The sequence below is a fragment of the Arthrobacter sp. Soil_C_49 genome (genome assembly GCF_057656635.1).
Map to the genome: position 1 here is coordinate 128,907 of NZ_JBDGJZ010000001.1, position 18,547 is coordinate 147,453.

The following is an 18,547-nucleotide window of genomic DNA, read 5'->3' on the forward strand; positions in this document are numbered from 1 at the left end:
AGCCTATGGTGGATCAGCCCGGGGACGGCGAATATCCGGAACATTGGGAAGCTGATGTCGTACTGCGGGACGGCGGAACGGCCCACCTGAGGCCAATCCATCCTTCCGACGCTGACGCTGTGCAGGCCTTCCACATGGGGCAGTCCCAGGATTCAATCTACATGCGCTTCTTCGCGTTCAAAGCCAGGTTATCCAGCAAAGAGCTTAAGCGCTTCACGGAGGTTGACTACAAAAACCGGGTGGCTTTTGTAATCACCATCCGCGGCGAAATCGTCGGCATCGGCCGCTATGACCGGCTGGACGATCCCACCGAAGCCGAGGTGGCGTTCAACATTTCCGACGCCCACCAGGGGCGGGGAATCGGCTCCATCCTGCTGGAGCACCTTGCCGCCGCGGCCCATGAAAACGGGATCCGCCGGTTTAGCGCCGAGGTGCTGCCGGAGAACCGGAAAATGCTGATGGTGTTCTCCGACGCCGGGTACGACGTCCGGCGGCATTTTGACGACGGCGTCGTCAGCCTCGAGTTCAACATCAATCCCACCGAGAAATCCCGGGCGGTGATGGAATCACGGGAGCACCGCGCGGAGGCGAGGAGCGTGCGGGACCTGCTGACGCCGTCGTCCGTTGCTGTCATCGGTGCCAGCCGCAAGTGGGGCACTGTGGGGTACCAGCTGCTGGAGCACATTATTGAAGGGGGGTTCCGCGGCCCGGTGTACGCGATCAACCCCGAAGCGCTGGAACTTGCCGGCATGCTGTCCTTCGGCAAACTGTCCGAGGTCCCGGAACCGGTCCAGCTTGCCGTCGTCGCCGTCCCTTACGAGGAAGTCCCCGCCGTGGTGGCGGACTGTGCAGCCGCCGGCGTCAGGGGGCTGGTGGTAGCCTCCGCAGGCTTCGCGGACGACGGCGAACGGGGCCTCCTGCGCCAGCGTGACCTGGTGCGGCAGGCGAGGGCCAGCGGCATGCGCGTGATCGGCCCGGCCTCGCTGGGCATCGTCAACACCAACCCGGACGTGTCCCTGAACGCTTCCATGGCGCCGACAATGCCGTTGCGCGGGGGACTGGGACTGTTCAGCCAGTCGGCGGCGATCGGTGTTTCCCTTTACGCAGCCTCCAGCCGCCGCCGGCTGGGGCTGTCCACGTTCCTGTCCGCCGGGAACCGGGCGGACGTCTCGGGCAACGACATGATGCAGTACTGGGAAGACGATCCCGATACTGCCGCCGTCGGCCTGTACCTGGAATCGATCGGCAACCCGCGCAAGTTTTCCCGGCTGGCCCGGCGGCTGGCGCGCACCCGGCCGGTGATCGTTGCGAAGTCCGACGCCATGGGCCTGAGGCTGCCGCCGGGGCATGCCGTCCGGACCACCCAGGCACCGACCGGTGCACTGGACGCCATGCTGCGGCAGTCCGGCGTGATCCGGGTGGAAACCATCGAGCAGCTGATGGACGTGGCGCAGGTGGTGTCCGGCCAGCCCCTTCCCCTGGGGCCGGGGCTGGCAATCTTCAGCAACTCGCACGCGCTGGGCAATGTGGTGGCAGACAACGCGTCGTCCCAGGGGCTCACCGTCGAGGAGCTGGTGACGGGCGTGGACCTCGACGCCGGGCAGTCAGTCGCGCTGCCCGCGCTCAGGGCCAGCCTGCTCAGGGCGCTTGAGGAGGACGCTGTCCACGCAGCGGTCGCAGCCCTGCTTCCCGCCCGCGGGCTCACAGTGGACAGCATCGCTGAAGTGCTGGCCGAATGCTCGGCAACGGCAGGCAAGCCGGTGGTCGCGGCGTTCACCGGCATCCTGGACGCTTCAATCTACGTCGAGGGAATGGTGGGTCCTGCCGAACGCGCCGTCCCCTGCTTCTCCAACCCCGGTGCTGCCGTGGCTGCGCTCGCGGCTGTTGCCCGGTACTCGGAGTGGGTTTCCCGCGACCAGGGGCACTTTGTGGAACCGGAAGGATGCAACCCGGACTTGGCGGATGCCGAGCTCGAAGCCCTGCTCCGGGACGTCAAGGGGGAGCAGCTCAAACGGCTGGAACCGGTGGCGGCGGCCTCCCTGCTGGGCCACTACGGCATCAGGGTGCTGCCGTCCGTGGGCTTTGACACTCCGGATGAGGCAGTTGAGGCGGCCGAAGCGCTGGGCTGGCCGGTGGTGCTGAAGACCACCGATCCCGCCCTGCGGCACCGGCTGGACCTCGGCGGCGTGCGTTTGGACATCCAGGATGCGGAGTCGCTGCGCCAGAACGTTGTGCAGATGCGGCGGGTGCTCTCCAACTATGGCGATCCCGCGCTGGAAGTGCAGAGCATGGCGCCAGTTGGCCAGGCCTGCACGTTCCGCGCCATCGAGGACCCGCTGCTGGGGCCGGTCATCTCGTTCGGGCTCGCCGGGGACGCCGTGAACCTGCTGGACGACTGGTCGCACCGGGTGCCGCCGTTGTCCGCCGTCGACGTGAACGACTTCATCCGCGGCCCGCGTGCGTCCCGGAAGCTGTTCGGTTACCAGGGCCTGCCGGCGGTGGATGTCGCTGCGCTTGAGGACCTTGCCGGCCGGCTTGCCTGGCTGAAGGACAATCATCCCGAAATCGCGCTGGTGGAGTTCAACCCGGTCCTGTGCGGCACCTCGGGTTTGACCATCCTTGCCGCGGACATCCGGATCGGCAACCCCGCCCAGCGGACGGACAGCGCCCGCCGGGCCATGCTGGGCTGACGCGGTTAGCAAGAGTCCGGCCGATCTGTGAAAATGGGGTAATGAGCTCACAGCCTCCCGCTTCGGCGCCCGAAACGCCCGGCAACGAAACCCAGGCAGTCCGCCACCACAGCTCACACAGCCACACCGCGCAAGGCCAGAGCCTCGAAGGCGCCCTGCAGAAGGCCGGCTTCTATCCCCGCCTCGTGGCAGATGTTGTGGACGACGCCCTGGACGGCCGCGACTGCGTGGCGCACCTGGTGCACCTGGAGACCCACTTTGACCGCGCCGAAGTCCGCCGCCACATTACGGTGCTGGTGCTGACCGCGGACATGCTGGTCATCACGCATGTGGATGACCAGCAGCTTGATGATGCCGGCGAACAGATTGTTGCCCAGATTTCCACCGAGTCCGTCCCCGTGGCCCAGATCCGGTCCGTGGTGCTCAGCTACATGTACTCCCAGCCGCAGAACTACAAGCCCTCGGACCCCGTCCGCGAAGTCACGCTGTCCATCGCGTGGTCGGGAGGCCAGCGGCTGGACATGGGGCCGGCCAGCTGCGGCGACCCCCAGTGCGAAGCGGACCATGGCTACAGCGGCACCATCGCGCAGGAAGACATTGTGCTGCGCATCAGTGCCGAGGCCGACGGGCTGCAGGCTGTCCAGGACGCCAAGCTCTTTGCCCGGGCGCTCCGGGCCGTAAACACCGGTTCGCCTGCCCCGCAGCCGCACGTCCAGTCCATGCCGCCGCGGCCGCGTGCCGGGGTGTTCGGCAACCGCCTCAGCCGCGGGCACCAGCAGCGCTGATGCCCGAAGACCGCCAGCCGACTGACATCGTTCCTCCCGCCGGGCCAGGCCTTGAGTTCCTGATGCCGCCGGCTCCTGCGTACGGCCAGCGCTCCATTGCCGAGGTGCTCACCAGCGCCGCGGCCAGCCTGGGCCTGGACGGGTTCGCCAATACGCTCGGCCTTCCGGCCGCCTCACGGGTGTGCGTGGTCCTCGCGGATGGGCTGGGCCGGAACCTGCTGAAGCAGAAATCGGCCCACACGCCGTTCCTGCGCTCCGTTATCCAGGCCGGGCAGGGCGACGTGCCCGTGTGGCTTGATTCGGCGTTCCCGTCCACCACCGCAGCGGCCCTGTCCAGCTTCGGCACGGGACAGCCCCCCGGCCAGCACGGCATGGTGGGCTATGACGTCCTCGATCCGCGGCAGGACAAGGTGGTCAACCTGCTGGGCAACTGGGATCCGGGCGTTGACCCTGCCGCCTGGCAGCCGTTTCCCACCGTGCTGGAGCGTGCAGCGGAACATGTGGATGTCACCACTGTCAGCCTGCCGCAGTTCGCGGATTCGCCCATGACCCGCGCCGCCCTGCGGGGCGGCCGGCATATTTCCGGAGTCACTTCGCATGCCCGGACGGCTTCCGCAGCCGAGGCCATGGCCTCCGCGGGTCCGTCGCTGATGTACTTCTACGTGAACGAGCTGGACAAGGCCGGGCACCGCTACGGCTGCCAGTCGGAGCAATGGGAACACCAGCTCGAGGAACTTGACGCAACGGTCAAGCGGCTGAGCAACACCCTGCCGGCAGGCACCACCATCCTGCTCACGGCGGACCACGGCATGCTGGACGTCCCCGAGCAGCAGCGGATCGACTACTCCGCCGAACCTGCACTGGTGGAAGGGGTCCGGCACACTGCCGGGGAACCGCGGATGGTCCACCTCTACCTGGAAAACGGGACCGGACCGGACGTGCGGGACCGGCTGCTCGCGGCTTGGCGGGCACGTTTCGGTGACCGGATCTGGGCCTTCACCAGGGAGGACGCGCTGGCGGCGGGCCTCTTCGGCACTGTCCGTCCCGCCGTCGAAGGCAGGATCGGTGACGTGATGATCGCAGCCCGCGACGCCCTGGCCCTGTACGACACCCGCCGTGTCCGCCCCGCCGCCATGGAAGTGGTGGGGCAGCACGGGTCGTTGACCAAGGCTGAGCGGGAGGTCCCCCTGCTCTGCTTCACCGCCGGCGGCAGGAGCTCCCGCCGTGGCTGAGCTCGTCTTTTTCTCGGGCACCATGGACTGCGGAAAGTCCACGCTTGCCCTGCAGATGGATCATAACCACCGGGCCAGGGGACGCGGCGGCGTACGCTTCAGCCGGAACGACCGCGCCGGTGAATCACGGATCTCCAGCCGGCTCGGCCTGGAGACCGATGCAGTGGAGGTAGTGGACAGCACGGACTTCTGGGAGGAAGTCATGATGCGCCGCACCAAAGGCCAGCGCATCGACTACCTGATCTGTGATGAAGCCCAGTTCTACACGCCCGGGCAGGTGGAACAGCTGGCCAAAGTGGTGGATGAGATCGACGTGGACGTGTTCGCGTTTGGCATCACCGCCGATTTCCGCACCCGGCTGTTTCCAGGCTCGCAACGGCTCGTGGAACTGGCTGACCGGGTGCAGGTGCTGCAGGTGGAGGCACTGTGCTGGTGCGGCCGCCGCGCCACGCACAATGCCAGGACGGTCGACGGCGTGATGGTCACCGAGGGCGCCCAGGTGGTGGTGGGCGATGTGGATATGGCCATGGACTCCGGCGCAGGAACGACCGCCGTGGACCATGTTCCCGTGGTGGGGTACGAGACGCTCTGCCGCCGGCACTACATGCGGCGGGTCACCGCCCACGGAGCCAGTTTGATGGGCCAGCAGGACCCGTTGCTGCCGTTCGAAGTTGACGCCTGCCTGTGGCGGGGATCCGGCGGAACCGGAGCTGGCGGGGCCTAGGCTCAACCTCCCTCTCCGCGCTGACGCCGCGTGGGGCTGCTGCCCCCCGGCGCCGGTGCGTTCGCCGCTTGCGACGCCCCGACGCCTGAAGTTCCTCAGAGGACGAACGGCCTACTCGCTGCGCGTACCGAACACAATCTCGTCCCAGGACGGAACGCTTGAACGCTTGGGCCTGCCCGGCTGGCGCTCGGGTGCGCCGGTTTCCGGCAGCTGGCCGGTAGCGGGGGAGCTGTCGTCGGTCCGCGGAGCAGGACGCCGCGGGTTGTTGCCCAGCAACTCGTTCAGGCCGGCGCCGCTGGAGGAATTGACGCTCTCGGAAGGAGCCGCGGCGCTGCCGCCAGCCTCACTGCTGGACTCCCGGATGCCCGCGTCCCCGGAACCCGTTCCGTCGATACCGCCGGAGGGCCTTTGGGGCGACGCAACAATAGTGATTTCGCGCGTTTCTGTGCTGACGCCGTCGTGCAGCTTCAAAGCGTCTTCCATCGCCTCCCGGTGCGGAGGAATGAGGCTGAGGCGCGACAACATGGACGGCCTGGCGTCCCGTCGCCGGGTGAACGAGCTGGCGTGGGCGGCGGGAGCTTCGGTGGTGTCGTCCTGCGACTCGCCGGTGTGCTCGTCAGCCTCAGGAACCACTTCGGAGGGCCTGGGGTGGGCGGCGGGGACGCCGTGGGTCAGCAACAGCGCCAGGGCGTCGTCGGAGTCCTCGTCCACACCCAGCCGCTGTCCCCGGCGGGAGCGCAGCATGTCCAGGAGCCCGTCCGATTCCTTGCCCTCGGGCTGGGCCTCGGAGCCCGGCAAAGGACGGACGGAGTCCGCGTCGGCTTCAAAGTCGAAAGGGCGGTCGGAGACAGCGGAAAGCCTTCGTGCCGGGACCGGACCATCCAGGGGCTCGAGCTCACTGAGCTGCTGGGCCCACCGGTTGGCATTGTGCAGCGACTTCCGGCTTGGGCTGAAGGTCCACAACGCCGGCGGCTCTTCGCCGATGCCGGCTTTTCCGCCGGTGTTTGCCTCAAAGCTGGCCGATACCGTCCAGGTGCCATCCTGGCGCCGCCAGGAGTCCCACTCCACTGAGGAGGGGTCGATGCCGTGGGCAGAAAGCCTGTGTGACACCATGTCGCCCAACGTGGCGGGGTTGTCGCCGAACGCGGACCGGTAGATGTCGTGCCCCGGCGACGGCGTTGCCACTTCCACCTTGCGCGCCTGCTGGGCGACATACTCGCGTTCCGCGAGTACCGGTCCCTCATAGCGTTCTACTTTGGCCAGCGGCAGGCCGGACAGTTCGGCCACGTCGGCGGCCGTCGCTCCCGCCCGGATCCGGGCCTGGATGTCCCTCGGGGACAGCGGAATGGCGGGCCGCTCGGAAGCAGGCCTGGGCGCAGGCCTGCTCGCGGTCCTCAGCGCTTCATCGATCGGCAGCTGGAACATCTCGCCGCCGGCCCCGCTCAACAGGAGATGCGTCCCGTCGTCGTGTACGCCTACAAGCCGTAGATCCTGCATACAAGTCCTCCACCCTGGCATTACTATCAATCGAAACTCTGCCACCAGGTGAACCCGATTTGTGTCAAGGGGCAGGGCGCGCCGCGATATTCCGGCTGCGGGCAGTGCTGCGGGAGTTCTGCCCAGCGCGGAAAAGGGACCGGCGGCGGGCACAAACGCAGTGCCTGCAGCGTTATCAAGGGTGGCATTTGCAGGCTGGCAAAAAAGGAAGAAGGATACGGCGACTATGGCCACCGATTACGATGCGCCGCGCAAGTCTGAAGAAGACCTCGGCGAGGATTCCATCGAGGAGCTGAAGACCCGCCGCACGGACAAGCCGGTTGCGGTGGTGGATGAAGACGAAAGTGAGCTGGCCGCCGGATACGAACTGCCCGGCGCCGACCTGTCCGGTGAAGAACTGATGGTGCAGGTTGTGCCTGCCCAGGCAGACGAATTCACCTGTTCTTCATGCTTCCTGGTCCGGCACCGTTCCCAAATCGCCCGCGAAAAGGACGGCCGCTTCTACTGCAGGGACTGCGAAGGGTAGGCCCGCTAACCCCGTGCCAGGGCCGCCGTCAGCTCGTCCGGGTGCCGGGTGGAGGTCAGCCAATACGGAGTCCGGTCCGACGGGTCCGTGATCTGGATCCTGACGACCGGGTCTATCCAGCCCCGGATGCACAGGTACGCCAGGCCGTTGAGCCGGGTTCCGCGCTCTGCTGTGGCCTCCTCGCCCCGGAACGCCTCCACCGATCCCACAAACTGGCGTTCAATGGTGGCACGGCCCACGGTCAGCGAATCCTCTGTCACCACAATGGCCGGCGTGGACAGGACCAGGAGAACGGCGATGATTGCGAAGAGTACTGCCGCGGCGGTGTAACCCGCAGTCATGCTGATAGGTGCGAACATCAGGATGCCGGCCCCCGCCACACCTGCCGAGATAATCCAGATCCATACGTTGGGCCAGAGCTTCTCCCGATAGATCACCGGCGCCCCGGTGGAAGGTATCTCGGGCAAGGGCGCAGGGGAGCTTGATTCGGGCATGAGCCAAGCTTTCCATTTTTGCCCGGCTATTTCACCTTGGGCAAAACGGTTCCAGCGCCGGGTACCGGGCGTCCACGGGCAACCCGGTACCCGGCCGCAGGTAGTACACCTAGGACTGATTTGGGGGCGCGGGCTAGAGTGAGTGACTGTGACTGATCATCCCGCCACAGTAGATACCTTCCCTGACGAAGCCGCCGCAGCCGTTCCGGCCGCCCTGGGCGCTCCCACCCTGCAGGTCCAGCTGAAGATGCTTGACCCGGACCTGGAGGCACCCTCCTACGCCCATCCGGGCGATGCGGGCGCGGACCTTCGCGCGCGGGAAGATGTTGTCCTGCGGCCGGGGGAGCGCAAGCTGGTCCCCACCGGAGTGGCCATCGCCCTCCCCGACGGCTTCGTTGCCCTGATCCACCCGCGCTCCGGCCTGGCCACCAAACACGGCCTCACTATTGTGAATGCCCCCGGAACAGTCGATGCCGGCTACCGCGGTGAAATCTCCGTCACGCTGCTGAACACTGATGCGAACCACAGCATCGAGCTGCGCCGCGGCGATAGAATTGCACAGATGGTCATTCAGCGTGTCGAGTATGCGCAGTTCATCCCCGTCAACGAATTGAGCGGATCCGTGCGCGGCGCAGGAGGATTCGGTTCCACCGGCGGCTTTACCGTGCCCGGCGCCTGAACCTTTTTCTTCCCCTACCCGTTCCTCAGGTCCGGCATGAGCCTGCCGGACGGCACTAAAAGCACGACGGCGGGACCCCCACGGGCCAGCCCGGCAACCAACTAAGGAGACACCCAAATGGTCTTTGGGCTCGGCAGGAAAGCCAAGAAGGAACAAGCAGCCGAACCGGACGAACTGTTGCCTGCCGCGGAGACCGCGGAGGAGGCGAAGGACAGTTCCGGCCGCGGCTCCAACGGCCCTTTCGATGAGTCCGAAATCAGCAGCCGTGACGGCTATGTTGACCTGGGCGCCCTCCTGATCACTCCCAGCGAAGGGCTCCAGCTCCGGCTCGAGGTGGAAGAAGCCACCCAGCGCGTCGTCGCGGTCACCATGGACCTCAACGGCTCCAGCCTCCAGCTGCAGGCTTTCGCAGCCCCCAAGAGCGAGGGCCTCTGGGACGAGATCCGGGAACAGATCGGCCAGTCCGTGGGCGTCCAGGGCGGCCAGGTCGAGGAGATCGAAGGTCCCTTCGGCACCGAGCTTGTGGCAAAACTGCCTGCCGGCCTGCCGGACGGCAGCCAGGGCTACCGCGTGGCCCGCTTCATCGGCGTGGACGGCCCCCGCTGGTTCCTGCGCGGCGTCCTGGGCGGTGCCGCGGCACTGGAACGGCCCGCCGCGGAACCCCTCGAAGCACTCTTCCGGCAGGTGGTGGTGATCCGGGGAGACAACCCCATGCCGCCGCGGGACCTGCTGCAGCTGCGCCTGCCCAAGGACGCCACCGCTACGCCCCCGCCGGCCGCACCATCACTGCAGGAACCTGAACGTGGTCCTGAAATCACCCAGATTGGCTGATATCGCATCAGGGGGAGCCCCGTTAGGCCAAAGCGGCGACATCCCCCTCAGCCAGTTGCCGGTCAAGGGCCGGGTCGTTTGCCGCGGGTGGATCGAATCCGTGACGTATGTGCCCACTGGCCAGACCGCGGAGTTCAGCGCCATAGTGTCCGACGCCGATGCCCGCCACCGCGGACCAGGTGCCGCGGCGGGACGCCCTGCCAGGCTCCGGGTGGTATGGCTGGGACGGCGGCGCGTACCGGGAATCGACGCAGGCACCGAGGTGCGGCTCGAAGGAATGCTCTCGGCGGTGCAGGGCCTGCCCACCATGTTCAACCCCCGCTACGAAATACTGTCCCGCCAGGAGGACGAATGACTGTGCCCGACCCCAGCCCTTCCACCGGCCCCGGGCAGAACGGCCAGCCGGGCGGCCCTGCGGGGAAGGCGCCCGTGGGACAGGAATCGGCTGACGGACAAACATCGTCGCCGATGGCAGGCCTTGCGGCCGACTACGCCGCCAAGGCAGGGTTGCACCGGACGCATGACGGGCGTGTGGACGTACTGCGCAGCGCAGGCGGAGTCCAGGGTATTGCCGAAAGCATCCTGCCGGGCCTGGTGTTCCTGGTGGCATACACCGTCAGCCAGGACCTCACTGTTTCCCTGGTGGCCGCTTTAGCCGCCGCCGCGGCATTCACCGTTGTGAGGCTGGTGCAACGGCGCCCCCTGACGCAGGCATTGGCCGGTGTGGTGGGCGTAGGCATCTCCGCCTGGCTCGCCAACACCACCGGCAAGGCTGAGGACTTCTACCTGCCGGGGTTTTTCACCAACGCGGCCTACATCGTGGCGATGGTGATCTCGATCCTGGTCAAATGGCCGGTGGCCGGCCTTCTCTTCGGCTTCATCCGGAACGAGGGCCTCGACTGGCGCAAGGACCCCGCACGGCTCAAGGCGTACCGGCTTGGCACCTGGATCATCGTCGGCGTCCTGGTGCTCCGGCTTGTGGTGCAGGTCCCGCTCTACCTCATGGGGCCCGAAGGACTGGCCGCCCTCGCCACCACCAGGCTCATTATGGGCGCTCCGCTGTACATCCTGGGCGTCTGGGTCGCGTGGCTCGTCACCAGGCCGAGACCGGCGAGCATTGACGCAGGGGACGGCTCAGCCCCCACGGACGCCACAGCCCGCGACTAGCCCGGGGACCAGAACTGGCAGCAGACCAGAACTAGCCGTCGAAGCCGTCGTCCTCCGGGGCCTGCTGGTCCGTATGTCCCGTGCCGGCGTCAACCCGCGGCCGCGGCGGCTCCGAGGAATCGGGGGAGAGCAGGGCACGCAGTTCGTCCTCGGCGGCAATGGTTGTGACGAAGAACAGTTCGTCGCCGCCGTCAATGACGTCGTCGCGGCTGGGCGTAATAGGTGCATGGTCGCGCAGGATGGCCACCAGGGTGGAGTCCTCGGGCCATTCGATGTCGCCTACGGTACTTCCGATGACGTGCGAATCGTGCGGGACGGTGAACTCCACCAGTGAGGAAACACCGGTCTGGAGAGTCAGCAGCCGGACGAGGTCGCCAATCTCCACAGCTTCCTCCACCAGCGCCGTCATCAGCTGGGGAGTGTTCACCGCAACGTCCACGCCCCACGAATCGTTGAACATCCAGTCGTTCTTTGGATTGTTCACCCGGCCCACGGTACGGCCAACGCCGAATTCGGTTTTTGCCAGCAGGGACACCACCAGGTTGACTTTGTCGTCACCGGTGGCTGATACCACCACGTCAGCGTCCTCCACCTTCGCGCCCTGCAGGGTGCTCAGCTCGCAGGCGTCACCCACCAGCCAGTGCGCGCCGCGAAGCCCGCTGCGCCCAATGACCTCCGGCTTGAGGTCGATCAGCAGGATTTCGTGCTTGTGTGCCAGGAGTTCCCGGGCGATGGACGAACCGACACTGCCGGCACCCACAATCACAACTTTCACTGGTACTCCTTGGCGGGTGCTTTGGCGAGGATCTGGGCGACCTGGGCGCTGCGGTCAACCTGCAGCATGGCGTGGACGGTATCGCCGTCCTGGTAGGCAGTGCCGGTGTCGGGAAGCAATCCTTCGCCGAAGCGGGTGAGGTACGCGATGCGGATACCGGCCGCCTTTTCGATGCTGCTGATCCGGTGGCCGATCCAGCCGGCGTCGAGATCCAGTTCGGCCAGCACCAGGCGCCCTGAAGGCTCCCGGAAGTCACCGGCCAGGTGCTGTTCGGGAAGGATGCGCCGCAGCACCTGGTCCGCACTCCAGCGGACCGCCGCCACGGTGGGGATTCCCAGGCGCTGGTAGATTTCCGCCCGGCCGGGATCGTAGATCCTGGCCACAACATGGGGGACGTGGAAGGTCTCCCGGGCTACGCGGGTGGCCAGGATGTTGGAATTGTCACCGCTGGAGACTGCGGCGAAGGCGTACGCTTCGGCGACACCGGCCTGCTTGAGGGTGTCCCGGTCGAAGCCCACTCCGGTGACCTTTCGGCCCGTGAAGCCTTGGCGGAGCCTGCGGAAAGCGCGGTCGTCCTGGTCGATGATGGCCACGGAATGCCCGGCGTCTTCAAGGGTGTGCGCCAGCGTGGCCCCCACCCGGCCACATCCCATGATCACGAAATGCGCCACCAGTATCTCCTCTGTTTCTTTCCCGTTCGTCCTGCCGCTAGAACTCTACCGTCAGGGCGCGGAATGCCGCTGTTCACCGGCCGTCATGACACAGCCCGGGAATCAGACTAGCTTTGTGGGGTGCTGACAATATTCAACGCGGTCAAGCGCGTGCTGGTGGGACGGCCGTTCCGGAACGACCGGATGGCCCACACCCTGCTTCCGAAAAAGATCGCACTTCCGATTTTCGCGTCGGACGCGCTGTCCTCGGTTGCATATGCGCCGGACGAAATCCTGCTGACCCTGGCCCTTGCCGGGGTCAGTGCCGTGGCGTTCTCGCCGTGGGTGGGCCTGGCGGTGATGGTGGTGCTGCTGACAGTTGTGGCCTCCTACCGGCAGAATGTCCACGCGTACCCTTCCGGCGGCGGCGACTACGAAATTGCCAACGAGAACCTGGGCAAGTTCGCCGGCCTCACCGTGGCATCGGCCCTGCTGGTGGACTACGTCCTGACCGTCGCGGTATCCATGTCCTCGGCGGCCGCCTACCTGACGACGGCGATCCCGTCCCTCCACGGCCGGCAGGCCACGATTGCCACGATCGGCGTCGTCATCCTGGCCCTGATCAACCTGCGGGGCATCAAGGAAGCCGGCAGCGTTTTCGCGGTCCCCACCTACATCTTTATGGCATCCATCTTCGGCATGACCGCTGTGGGCATCTTCCAGGCGGCGACCGGACAGCTGGGACAGGCGCCGTCCGCTGCCTTCACCATCGTCCCCGCCGCCGGCTTCGATGAAGGGCTGGTGGGACTGGCCGGGGCCTTCCTCCTGCTGCGTGCCTTCTCCTCGGGAGCCGCGGCGCTCACCGGTGTGGAAGCCATCAGCAACGGCGTCCCGAACTTCAAGGTCCCCAAGAGCAAAAACGCTGCCACCACGCTGCTGCTCCTGGGCGTGATCGGCGCAGCCATGCTGGCGGGCATCATCTACCTGGCCAACGCCACCAAGGTCCATATTGTGCTGGACCCGGCCACCGAGTTCCTGCTGAACGGCAGCCCCCTGCCCGAGGGGTACATCCAGAACCCGGCCATCAGCCAGATCGCCCAGACCATCTTCGGTCCGGGCTCCATCCCGTTCTACATAGTGGTGGCCGCCACCGGCGTCATCCTGGTCTTCGCCTCCAACACCGCCTTCAACGGCTTCCCGGTCCTGGGCTCCATCCTCGCCCAGGACGGCTACCTGCCGCGCCAGCTCCGCACCAGGGGCGACCGGCTCGCCTTCAGCAACGGCGTCCTGGCCCTCGCCGCCGGCGCCCTGGTCCTGATCATCGCGTTCAATGCCGATGTAACCAAACTCATCCAGCTCTACATCGTGGGCGTTTTTATCTCCTTCACCGCCAGCCAATTAGGCATGATCCGGCATTGGGGCAGGGAACTGAAACTGGCCAAAGACAAGGCGGTGCGGCGCCGGATGGCGAAATCCCGGGCCATCAACACTGTGGGCTTCGGCATGACTGCCCTGGTGCTGGTGATTGTCCTGATCACCAAGTTCGAGCAGGGCGCCTGGATTGCGCTGCTGGCCATGTTCGTGCTCTTCCTGATCATGTGGAGCATCCGGGCGCACTACGACAACGTGGCCAGGGAACTGGCAGTGGATGCGGATTCCTCGCCGCGCGCCCTGCCCACCCGCGTCCATGCCGTCCTCCTGGTGTCCCACGTCCGCAAGCCCGTCCTGCGGGCCCTGGCCTACGCCCGGGCGTCCCGGCCGTCGCGGCTGGACGCCATCACCGTGGACATCGATCCCGAGGAGACGGCACACACGGTGGCAGACTGGGAAAGGCTGGACATTCCGGTGCCGCTGACGGTGCTGGCCAGCCCCTACCGGGAGACGGTCACGCCCATCATGGAGTACGTCAAGCAGATGCGGCGGGATTCCCCGCGCGACCTGGTGGTGGTGTACATCCCCGAGTACGTGGTGGGTAAGTGGTGGGAGCAGCTGGTTCACAACCAGACCGCCCTGCGCATCAAGACCCGGCTGCACTTTGAGCCCGGCGTGATGGTGGCCAGCGTTCCCTGGCAACTCAAATCATCCGAAGAAGCGAAAAACCTGCAGGACGTTCAATGACAGCAAAAACACAAACCCAGCCGGCCCCCACCGGACAGACCGGCACGGAAGTAGTGCTCGACGTCGGCCCGGTGGCCCATGGCGGCCACTGCGTGGCCAGGCACGAAGGCCGCGTCATCTTTGTCCGCCACGCCATCCCCGGCGAAAAGGTCCGGGCCCGGCTGACCGACGCGGAGGACACTGCCAAGTTCTGGCGTGCCGACGTGGTGGACGTCCTCGAAGCCTCGCCGGACCGCGTGGACCATATCTGGCGTCCGGCAGATTCCGGACGCGCCTGGGCCCACGGCCATCCGCCCGTGGGCGGAGCGGAATTCGGCCACATCTCGCTGGCCCGCCAGCGCAGCCTCAAAGCGGACGTGCTCGCCGAACAGCTCAGGCGCCTCGCCGGCGTCGGGCAGTCACCGGACAGCCGGGCCGGCACGTCCGTGGAGGCTGTGGGGGAGACGTCCGACGGCGGCAGCGGCCGCGGGTGGCGGACGCGCGCGAGCTTCTCGGTCACCCCCGGCGGCAGGCTCGGGATGCATGCCCACCGTTCCGGGCACATCATCCCGGTCAGCGAAATGCCGTTGGCCACCGATGCCATCAACACCCTGCGCCTGTGGGACATCGACCTGCAGGGCGTGGACAGGGTGGAAGTGGCAGCACCGGCTAACGGCTCCCGCCCGCTGGTGCTGCTGGCGCCGGCCCAGGGCACCAAACCTAAAAGGCTCAGGGCCATCGCGGCCCAGCTGCCCGACGACGTATCCGTTGCGGCTTTTGATCCCGTCACAGAGGCCGTTGAACAAATACGTGGACGGCTGTGGGTGCAGGAATCAGCGGCCGGGCACGACTACCGGGTGACCGGCGCCGGATTCTGGCAGATCCACCGCGACGCGCCCGAAACACTTGTGGGGGCTGTCACAGAATTCCTGCAGGGTGGCGGCTTCCTTAACCCCGGCGCCGTGGTGGCGGACCTGTATGCCGGAGCAGGCCTTTTCACGGCGGTCCTGGCCGACGCGGTGGGCGAAACGGGCTCCGTCCTTTCGGTGGAAGGCGCACCGGGAACCAGCCGGGACGCGCGAAAGAACCTGCACGCGGCACCGCAGGTGGAGGTCGTCCAGGGCCGCGTCGAACGCGTCCTGCGCCAGAAACCGCGGGATTTCGACGCCCTTCTCCTGGACCCGCCGAGGGCAGGGGCCGGGAAAGCGGTGGTGGGCCAGCTTGTAGCCTCGCACCCGCGTGCCGTTGCCTACGTATCCTGCGACCCGGCGTCGTTCGCCCGGGACGTGGGGTACTTCCGGAAGGCCGGCTGGGAGCTCAAGGCCCTTCGGGCCTTCGACCTCTACCCCCACACGCATCACCTGGAGACGGTTGCCCTGCTGACTCCCGGACCCTGAGGCCGCTTCGTATTTCGACTACTATGGCGGTAGTAGTCCCACGTCGCGCTCCGTATCCACGGCCGGCCGTGTGCAATTTTCAGGCCCTGAATATAGTTAGGGCCTCCTAACTAGCAGGCGGTCAACCGCGCGACAAAGATGAAACTGTTGCGAGAGGAGTCCTGCGATGAGCACTGTGGACAGCTTCGGTTCAAAAGGCAAACTTAATGTAGCCGGAACCGAGTACGAAATTTTCCGGTTGAACTCCGTTGAAGGTGCAGAAAACCTTCCGTTCAGCCTCAAGGTATTGCTTGAAAACCTGTTGAGGACCGAGGACGGCGCGAACATCACTGCCGATCACGTCCGCGCCTTGGCAGGCTGGGATCCCAACGCCCAGCCCGATACAGAAATCCAGTTCACGCCGGCACGCGTGATCATGCAGGACTTCACCGGCGTTCCCTGCGTGGTTGACCTGGCGACGATGCGCGAAGCGGTCAAGGAACTGGGCGGCGACCCCAAGCGGGTCAACCCGCTGGCACCTGCCGAAATGGTCATTGACCACTCGGTCCAGATCGATGCCTTCGGTAACTCCGGCGCACTGGAGCGCAACATGGAGATCGAATACCAGCGCAACGGGGAGCGTTACCAGTTCCTGCGCTGGGGCCAGACGGCATTCGATGACTTCAAGGTGGTCCCGCCGGGAACCGGCATTGTGCACCAGGTCAACATCGAGTACCTGGCCCGCACCGTGATGACCCGCGAAGTTAACGGCGTGGTTCGCGCCTACCCCGATACCTGCGTCGGTACCGACTCGCACACCACCATGGTCAACGGCCTGGGCGTGCTCGGCTGGGGCGTCGGCGGCATCGAAGCCGAGGCCGCCATGCTCGGCCAGCCCGTTTCCATGCTGATCCCGCGCGTTGTGGGCTTCAAGCTCAGCGGCAGCATCCCGGCCGGCGCCACGGCAACCGACGTGGTGCTGACCATCACCGAAATGCTCCGCAAGCACGGCGTTGTGGGCAAGTTCGTGGAATTCTACGGCGAAGGCGTCGCGGCTGTGCCGCTGGCCAACCGCGCCACCATCGGCAACATGAGCCCGGAATTCGGTTCCACGGCCGCAATGTTCCCGATCGACGACGTCACCCTGGACTACCTGCGCCTCACCGGCCGCTCCGAGCAGAACGTTGCGCTCGTTGAGTCCTACGCGAAGGAACAGGGCCTCTGGCACGATGCCTCCCGCGACATCAAGTTCTCTGAGTACCTGGAACTGGACCTGTCCACGGTTGTTCCGTCCATCGCCGGCCCCAAGCGCCCGCAGGACCGCATAGAACTTACCGAGGCCAAGGACGAGTTCCGCCACGACCTGAAGAACTACGTCTCGCACGATGCCGACGCCGGTACCTTGGACGAATCGCTCGAGGAGACCTTCCCGGCCTCTGACTCGCCCTCCTTCACCAGCGGCGCAACCCACGTCTCCGACACTGACCGCGAGCCCCCGAAGTACTCGGCAGGGCACGGGGGAGCGGGCCGCATCACCAACCCGGTGCCCGTGAAGATGGCTGACGGACGCGAATTCGAACTGGACCACGGTGCAGTCACCATCGCCTCCATCACCTCCTGCACCAACACGTCCAACCCCTCGGTCATGCTGGCTGCCGCGGTCCTGGCACGCAACGCCGTGGACAAGGGCCTCACGTCCAAGCCGTGGGTCAAGACCTCCGTTGCACCCGGCTCCAAGGTGGTCACCGACTACTACGAGAAGTCCGGCCTGACCCCCTACCTGGAGAAGCTCGGCTTCTACATCGTGGGCTACGGCTGCGCCACCTGCATCGGCAACTCCGGTCCGCTGGAAACCGAAGTCTCGGAGGCCATTCAGGCCAACGACCTCGCCGTTGCCGCTGTCCTCTCGGGCAACCGCAACTTCGAAGGCCGCATCAACCCGGACGTCAAGATGAACTACCTGGCCTCCCCGCCGCTGGTCATCGCCTACGCCCTGGCCGGGTCCATGGACTTCGACTTCGAAACCGACGCCCTGGGCCAGGACCAGGCAGGCAACGATGTCTTCCTGAAAGACATCTGGCCCAACCCGGTTGAGGTCCAGCAGGTCATCGATTCCTCGATCGACAAGGAAATGTTCGCCAAGGGCTACGAGGGCGTCTTCGACGGCGACGACCGCTGGAAGGCACTCGACACCCCCGCCGGCGACACCTTCGCCTGGGATCCGAACTCCACCTACGTCCGGAAGCCCCCGTACTTTGAGGGCATGAAGGCGCAGCCGGAACCCGTCAAGGACATCACGGGCGCACGCGTGCTCCTGAAGCTGGGCGATTCGGTCACCACCGACCACATCTCCCCGGCCGGTTCCTTCAAGTCCGACACCCCCGCCGGACAGTACCTGCTGGCCAACGGCGTGGAGCGCAAGGACTTCAACTCCTACGGTTCCCGCCGCGGCAACCACGAGGTGATGATCCGCGGAACGTTCGCCAACATCCGCATCAAGAACCAGATCCTGGACGGCGTCGAAGGTGGCTTCACCCGCGACTTCACCCAGGAAGGCGGCCCGCAGGCCTACGTCTACGACGCTGCCCAGAACTACCAGGCAGCCGGCACCCCGCTGGTGGTCCTGGCCGGCAAGGAATACGGTTCCGGCTCCTCCCGTGACTGGGCTGCCAAGGGTACCGCCCTGCTGGGCGTCAAGGCTGTCATCGCCGAAAGCTACGAGCGTATCCACCGCTCCAACCTGATCGGCATGGGCGTCCTGCCGCTGCAGTTCCCGGCCGGCGAATCGGCTGCGACCCTGGGCCTGACCGGCACGGAGTCGTTCTCCGTTGAGGGCGTCACCGCCCTGAACGAGGGCACCACGCCGAAGACCCTCAAGGTCACCGCCACCGCCGAAGACGGATCCGCAAAGTCCTTCGACGCCGTGCTCCGCATCGATACCCCGGGTGAAGCGGACTACTACCGCAACGGCGGCATCCTGCAGTACGTGCTGCGCCAGATCTCCGCAAACTAGCGGTTTTCTGC

General features: G+C 66.3%; 16 protein-coding genes. 12 read left to right on the plus strand and 4 right to left on the minus strand.

The genetic code is table 11. The annotated features are described in order from the left end of the window. Nucleotides 1-5: 5 nt before the first annotated feature. The 4 genes from AC3A4Z_RS00560 (at nucleotide 6) to AC3A4Z_RS00575 (ending at nucleotide 5,431) form a co-directional block, all read left to right on the plus strand. Complete coding sequence (locus tag AC3A4Z_RS00560; protein WP_498709349.1) at nucleotides 6-2,690, plus strand: bifunctional acetate--CoA ligase family protein/GNAT family N-acetyltransferase; 2,685 nt, start codon at nucleotides 6-8, stop codon at nucleotides 2,688-2,690. Between the two features lie 41 nt (nucleotides 2,691-2,731). Further along, nucleotides 2,732-3,475, plus strand: coding sequence for a DUF5998 family protein (locus AC3A4Z_RS00565; RefSeq protein ID WP_050055478.1), 744 nt, complete (start codon nucleotides 2,732-2,734; stop codon nucleotides 3,473-3,475). Between the two features lie 62 nt (nucleotides 3,476-3,537). Further along, complete coding sequence (locus tag AC3A4Z_RS00570) at nucleotides 3,538-4,707, plus strand: alkaline phosphatase family protein (RefSeq protein ID WP_493971649.1); 1,170 nt, start codon at nucleotides 3,538-3,540, stop codon at nucleotides 4,705-4,707. Next, nucleotides 4,700-5,431, plus strand: coding sequence for a thymidine kinase (locus AC3A4Z_RS00575; protein WP_498709352.1), 732 nt, complete (start codon nucleotides 4,700-4,702; stop codon nucleotides 5,429-5,431). Before AC3A4Z_RS00570 ends, AC3A4Z_RS00575 begins: the two co-directional genes overlap by 8 nt. A 111-nt stretch (nucleotides 5,432-5,542) precedes the next feature. On the opposite strand, the gene sepH is transcribed toward AC3A4Z_RS00575, so the two are convergent. Further along, nucleotides 5,543-6,928 (minus strand): septation protein SepH, encoded by a 1,386-nt coding sequence (sepH, locus tag AC3A4Z_RS00580; RefSeq protein WP_498709353.1) that lies wholly within the window; start codon nucleotides 6,926-6,928, stop codon nucleotides 5,543-5,545. Nucleotides 6,929-7,154: 226 nt separating this feature from the next. Between sepH and AC3A4Z_RS00585 the strand changes: the two genes are divergently transcribed. After that, nucleotides 7,155-7,454: a DUF4193 domain-containing protein gene (locus AC3A4Z_RS00585; protein WP_498709354.1), complete on the plus strand. Its 300-nt coding sequence runs from the start codon at nucleotides 7,155-7,157 to the stop codon at nucleotides 7,452-7,454. 5 nt (nucleotides 7,455-7,459) lie between these two features. Here AC3A4Z_RS00585 and AC3A4Z_RS00590 read toward each other — a convergent pair whose 3' ends face one another. Continuing rightward, nucleotides 7,460-7,948 carry a DUF3093 domain-containing protein gene (locus AC3A4Z_RS00590; RefSeq protein ID WP_498709356.1) on the minus strand — a complete coding sequence of 163 codons (489 nt, stop codon included), beginning with the start codon at nucleotides 7,946-7,948 and terminating at the stop codon, nucleotides 7,460-7,462. Between the two features lie 148 nt (nucleotides 7,949-8,096). Here AC3A4Z_RS00590 and dut point away from each other — a divergent pair, with 148 nt between their 5' ends. From dut to AC3A4Z_RS00610, 4 genes are all read left to right on the plus strand, one after another. After that, nucleotides 8,097-8,627 (plus strand): dUTP diphosphatase, encoded by a 531-nt coding sequence (gene dut, locus AC3A4Z_RS00595; protein WP_498709358.1) that lies wholly within the window; start codon nucleotides 8,097-8,099, stop codon nucleotides 8,625-8,627. Nucleotides 8,628-8,744: 117 nt separating this feature from the next. Next, nucleotides 8,745-9,458 (plus strand): DUF3710 domain-containing protein, encoded by a 714-nt coding sequence (locus AC3A4Z_RS00600; protein WP_493971553.1) that lies wholly within the window; start codon nucleotides 8,745-8,747, stop codon nucleotides 9,456-9,458. 100 nt (nucleotides 9,459-9,558) lie between these two features. After that, nucleotides 9,559-9,813 (plus strand): hypothetical protein, encoded by a 255-nt coding sequence (locus tag AC3A4Z_RS00605; protein WP_498709361.1) that lies wholly within the window; start codon nucleotides 9,559-9,561, stop codon nucleotides 9,811-9,813. Continuing rightward, nucleotides 9,810-10,625 carry a DUF3159 domain-containing protein gene (locus AC3A4Z_RS00610; protein WP_498709363.1) on the plus strand — a complete coding sequence of 272 codons (816 nt, stop codon included), beginning with the start codon at nucleotides 9,810-9,812 and terminating at the stop codon, nucleotides 10,623-10,625. Before AC3A4Z_RS00605 ends, AC3A4Z_RS00610 begins: the two co-directional genes overlap by 4 nt. Nucleotides 10,626-10,656: 31 nt before the next feature. Here AC3A4Z_RS00610 and AC3A4Z_RS00615 read toward each other — a convergent pair whose 3' ends face one another. Further along, a complete protein-coding gene (locus tag AC3A4Z_RS00615; RefSeq protein ID WP_493971550.1) occupies nucleotides 10,657-11,400 on the minus strand; it encodes an NAD-binding protein in 744 nt (247 codons plus the stop codon). Continuing rightward, complete coding sequence (locus AC3A4Z_RS00620) at nucleotides 11,397-12,071, minus strand: potassium channel family protein (protein WP_498709365.1); 675 nt, start codon at nucleotides 12,069-12,071, stop codon at nucleotides 11,397-11,399. The genes AC3A4Z_RS00615 and AC3A4Z_RS00620 overlap by 4 nt, the downstream gene beginning before the upstream one ends. 120 nt (nucleotides 12,072-12,191) lie before the next feature. On the opposite strand from AC3A4Z_RS00620, the gene AC3A4Z_RS00625 reads away from it, so the two are divergent. The 3 genes from AC3A4Z_RS00625 to AC3A4Z_RS00635 all read left to right on the plus strand — a co-directional run bounded on the left by AC3A4Z_RS00625 (nucleotide 12,192) and on the right by AC3A4Z_RS00635 (nucleotide 18,536). Beyond that, a complete protein-coding gene (locus tag AC3A4Z_RS00625) occupies nucleotides 12,192-14,168 on the plus strand; it encodes an amino acid permease (RefSeq protein ID WP_493971548.1) in 1,977 nt (658 codons plus the stop codon). Then, nucleotides 14,165-15,544: a class I SAM-dependent RNA methyltransferase gene (locus tag AC3A4Z_RS00630; protein ID WP_498709366.1), complete on the plus strand. Its 1,380-nt coding sequence runs from the start codon at nucleotides 14,165-14,167 to the stop codon at nucleotides 15,542-15,544. The genes AC3A4Z_RS00625 and AC3A4Z_RS00630 overlap by 4 nt, the downstream gene beginning before the upstream one ends. Before the next feature lie 166 nt (nucleotides 15,545-15,710). After that, nucleotides 15,711-18,536: an aconitate hydratase gene (locus AC3A4Z_RS00635; protein WP_498709367.1), complete on the plus strand. Its 2,826-nt coding sequence runs from the start codon at nucleotides 15,711-15,713 to the stop codon at nucleotides 18,534-18,536. Nucleotides 18,537-18,547 lie beyond the last annotated feature (11 nt).

What these genes read in the sequence shown, in the direction of transcription:
- AC3A4Z_RS00600 (WP_493971553.1), top strand. Translation starts at nt 8,745, where the DNA reads ATGGTCTTTGGGCTCGGCAGGAAAGCCAAGAAGGAACAAGCAGCCGAA.
- AC3A4Z_RS00570 (WP_493971649.1), top strand. Translation starts at nt 3,538, where the DNA reads ATGCCGCCGGCTCCTGCGTACGGCCAGCGCTCCATTGCCGAGGTGCTC.
- AC3A4Z_RS00635 (WP_498709367.1), top strand. Translation starts at nt 15,711, where the DNA reads ATGAGCACTGTGGACAGCTTCGGTTCAAAAGGCAAACTTAATGTAGCC.
- AC3A4Z_RS00630 (WP_498709366.1), top strand. Translation starts at nt 14,165, where the DNA reads ATGACAGCAAAAACACAAACCCAGCCGGCCCCCACCGGACAGACCGGC.
- AC3A4Z_RS00585 (WP_498709354.1), top strand. Translation starts at nt 7,155, where the DNA reads ATGGCCACCGATTACGATGCGCCGCGCAAGTCTGAAGAAGACCTCGGC.
- AC3A4Z_RS00590 (WP_498709356.1), bottom strand. Translation starts at nt 7,948, where the DNA reads ATGCCCGAATCAAGCTCCCCTGCGCCCTTGCCCGAGATACCTTCCACC.
- AC3A4Z_RS00560 (WP_498709349.1), top strand. Translation starts at nt 6, where the DNA reads ATGGTGGATCAGCCCGGGGACGGCGAATATCCGGAACATTGGGAAGCT.
- sepH (WP_498709353.1), bottom strand. Translation starts at nt 6,928, where the DNA reads ATGCAGGATCTACGGCTTGTAGGCGTACACGACGACGGGACGCATCTC.
- AC3A4Z_RS00610 (WP_498709363.1), top strand. Translation starts at nt 9,810, where the DNA reads ATGACTGTGCCCGACCCCAGCCCTTCCACCGGCCCCGGGCAGAACGGC.
- AC3A4Z_RS00565 (WP_050055478.1), top strand. Translation starts at nt 2,732, where the DNA reads ATGAGCTCACAGCCTCCCGCTTCGGCGCCCGAAACGCCCGGCAACGAA.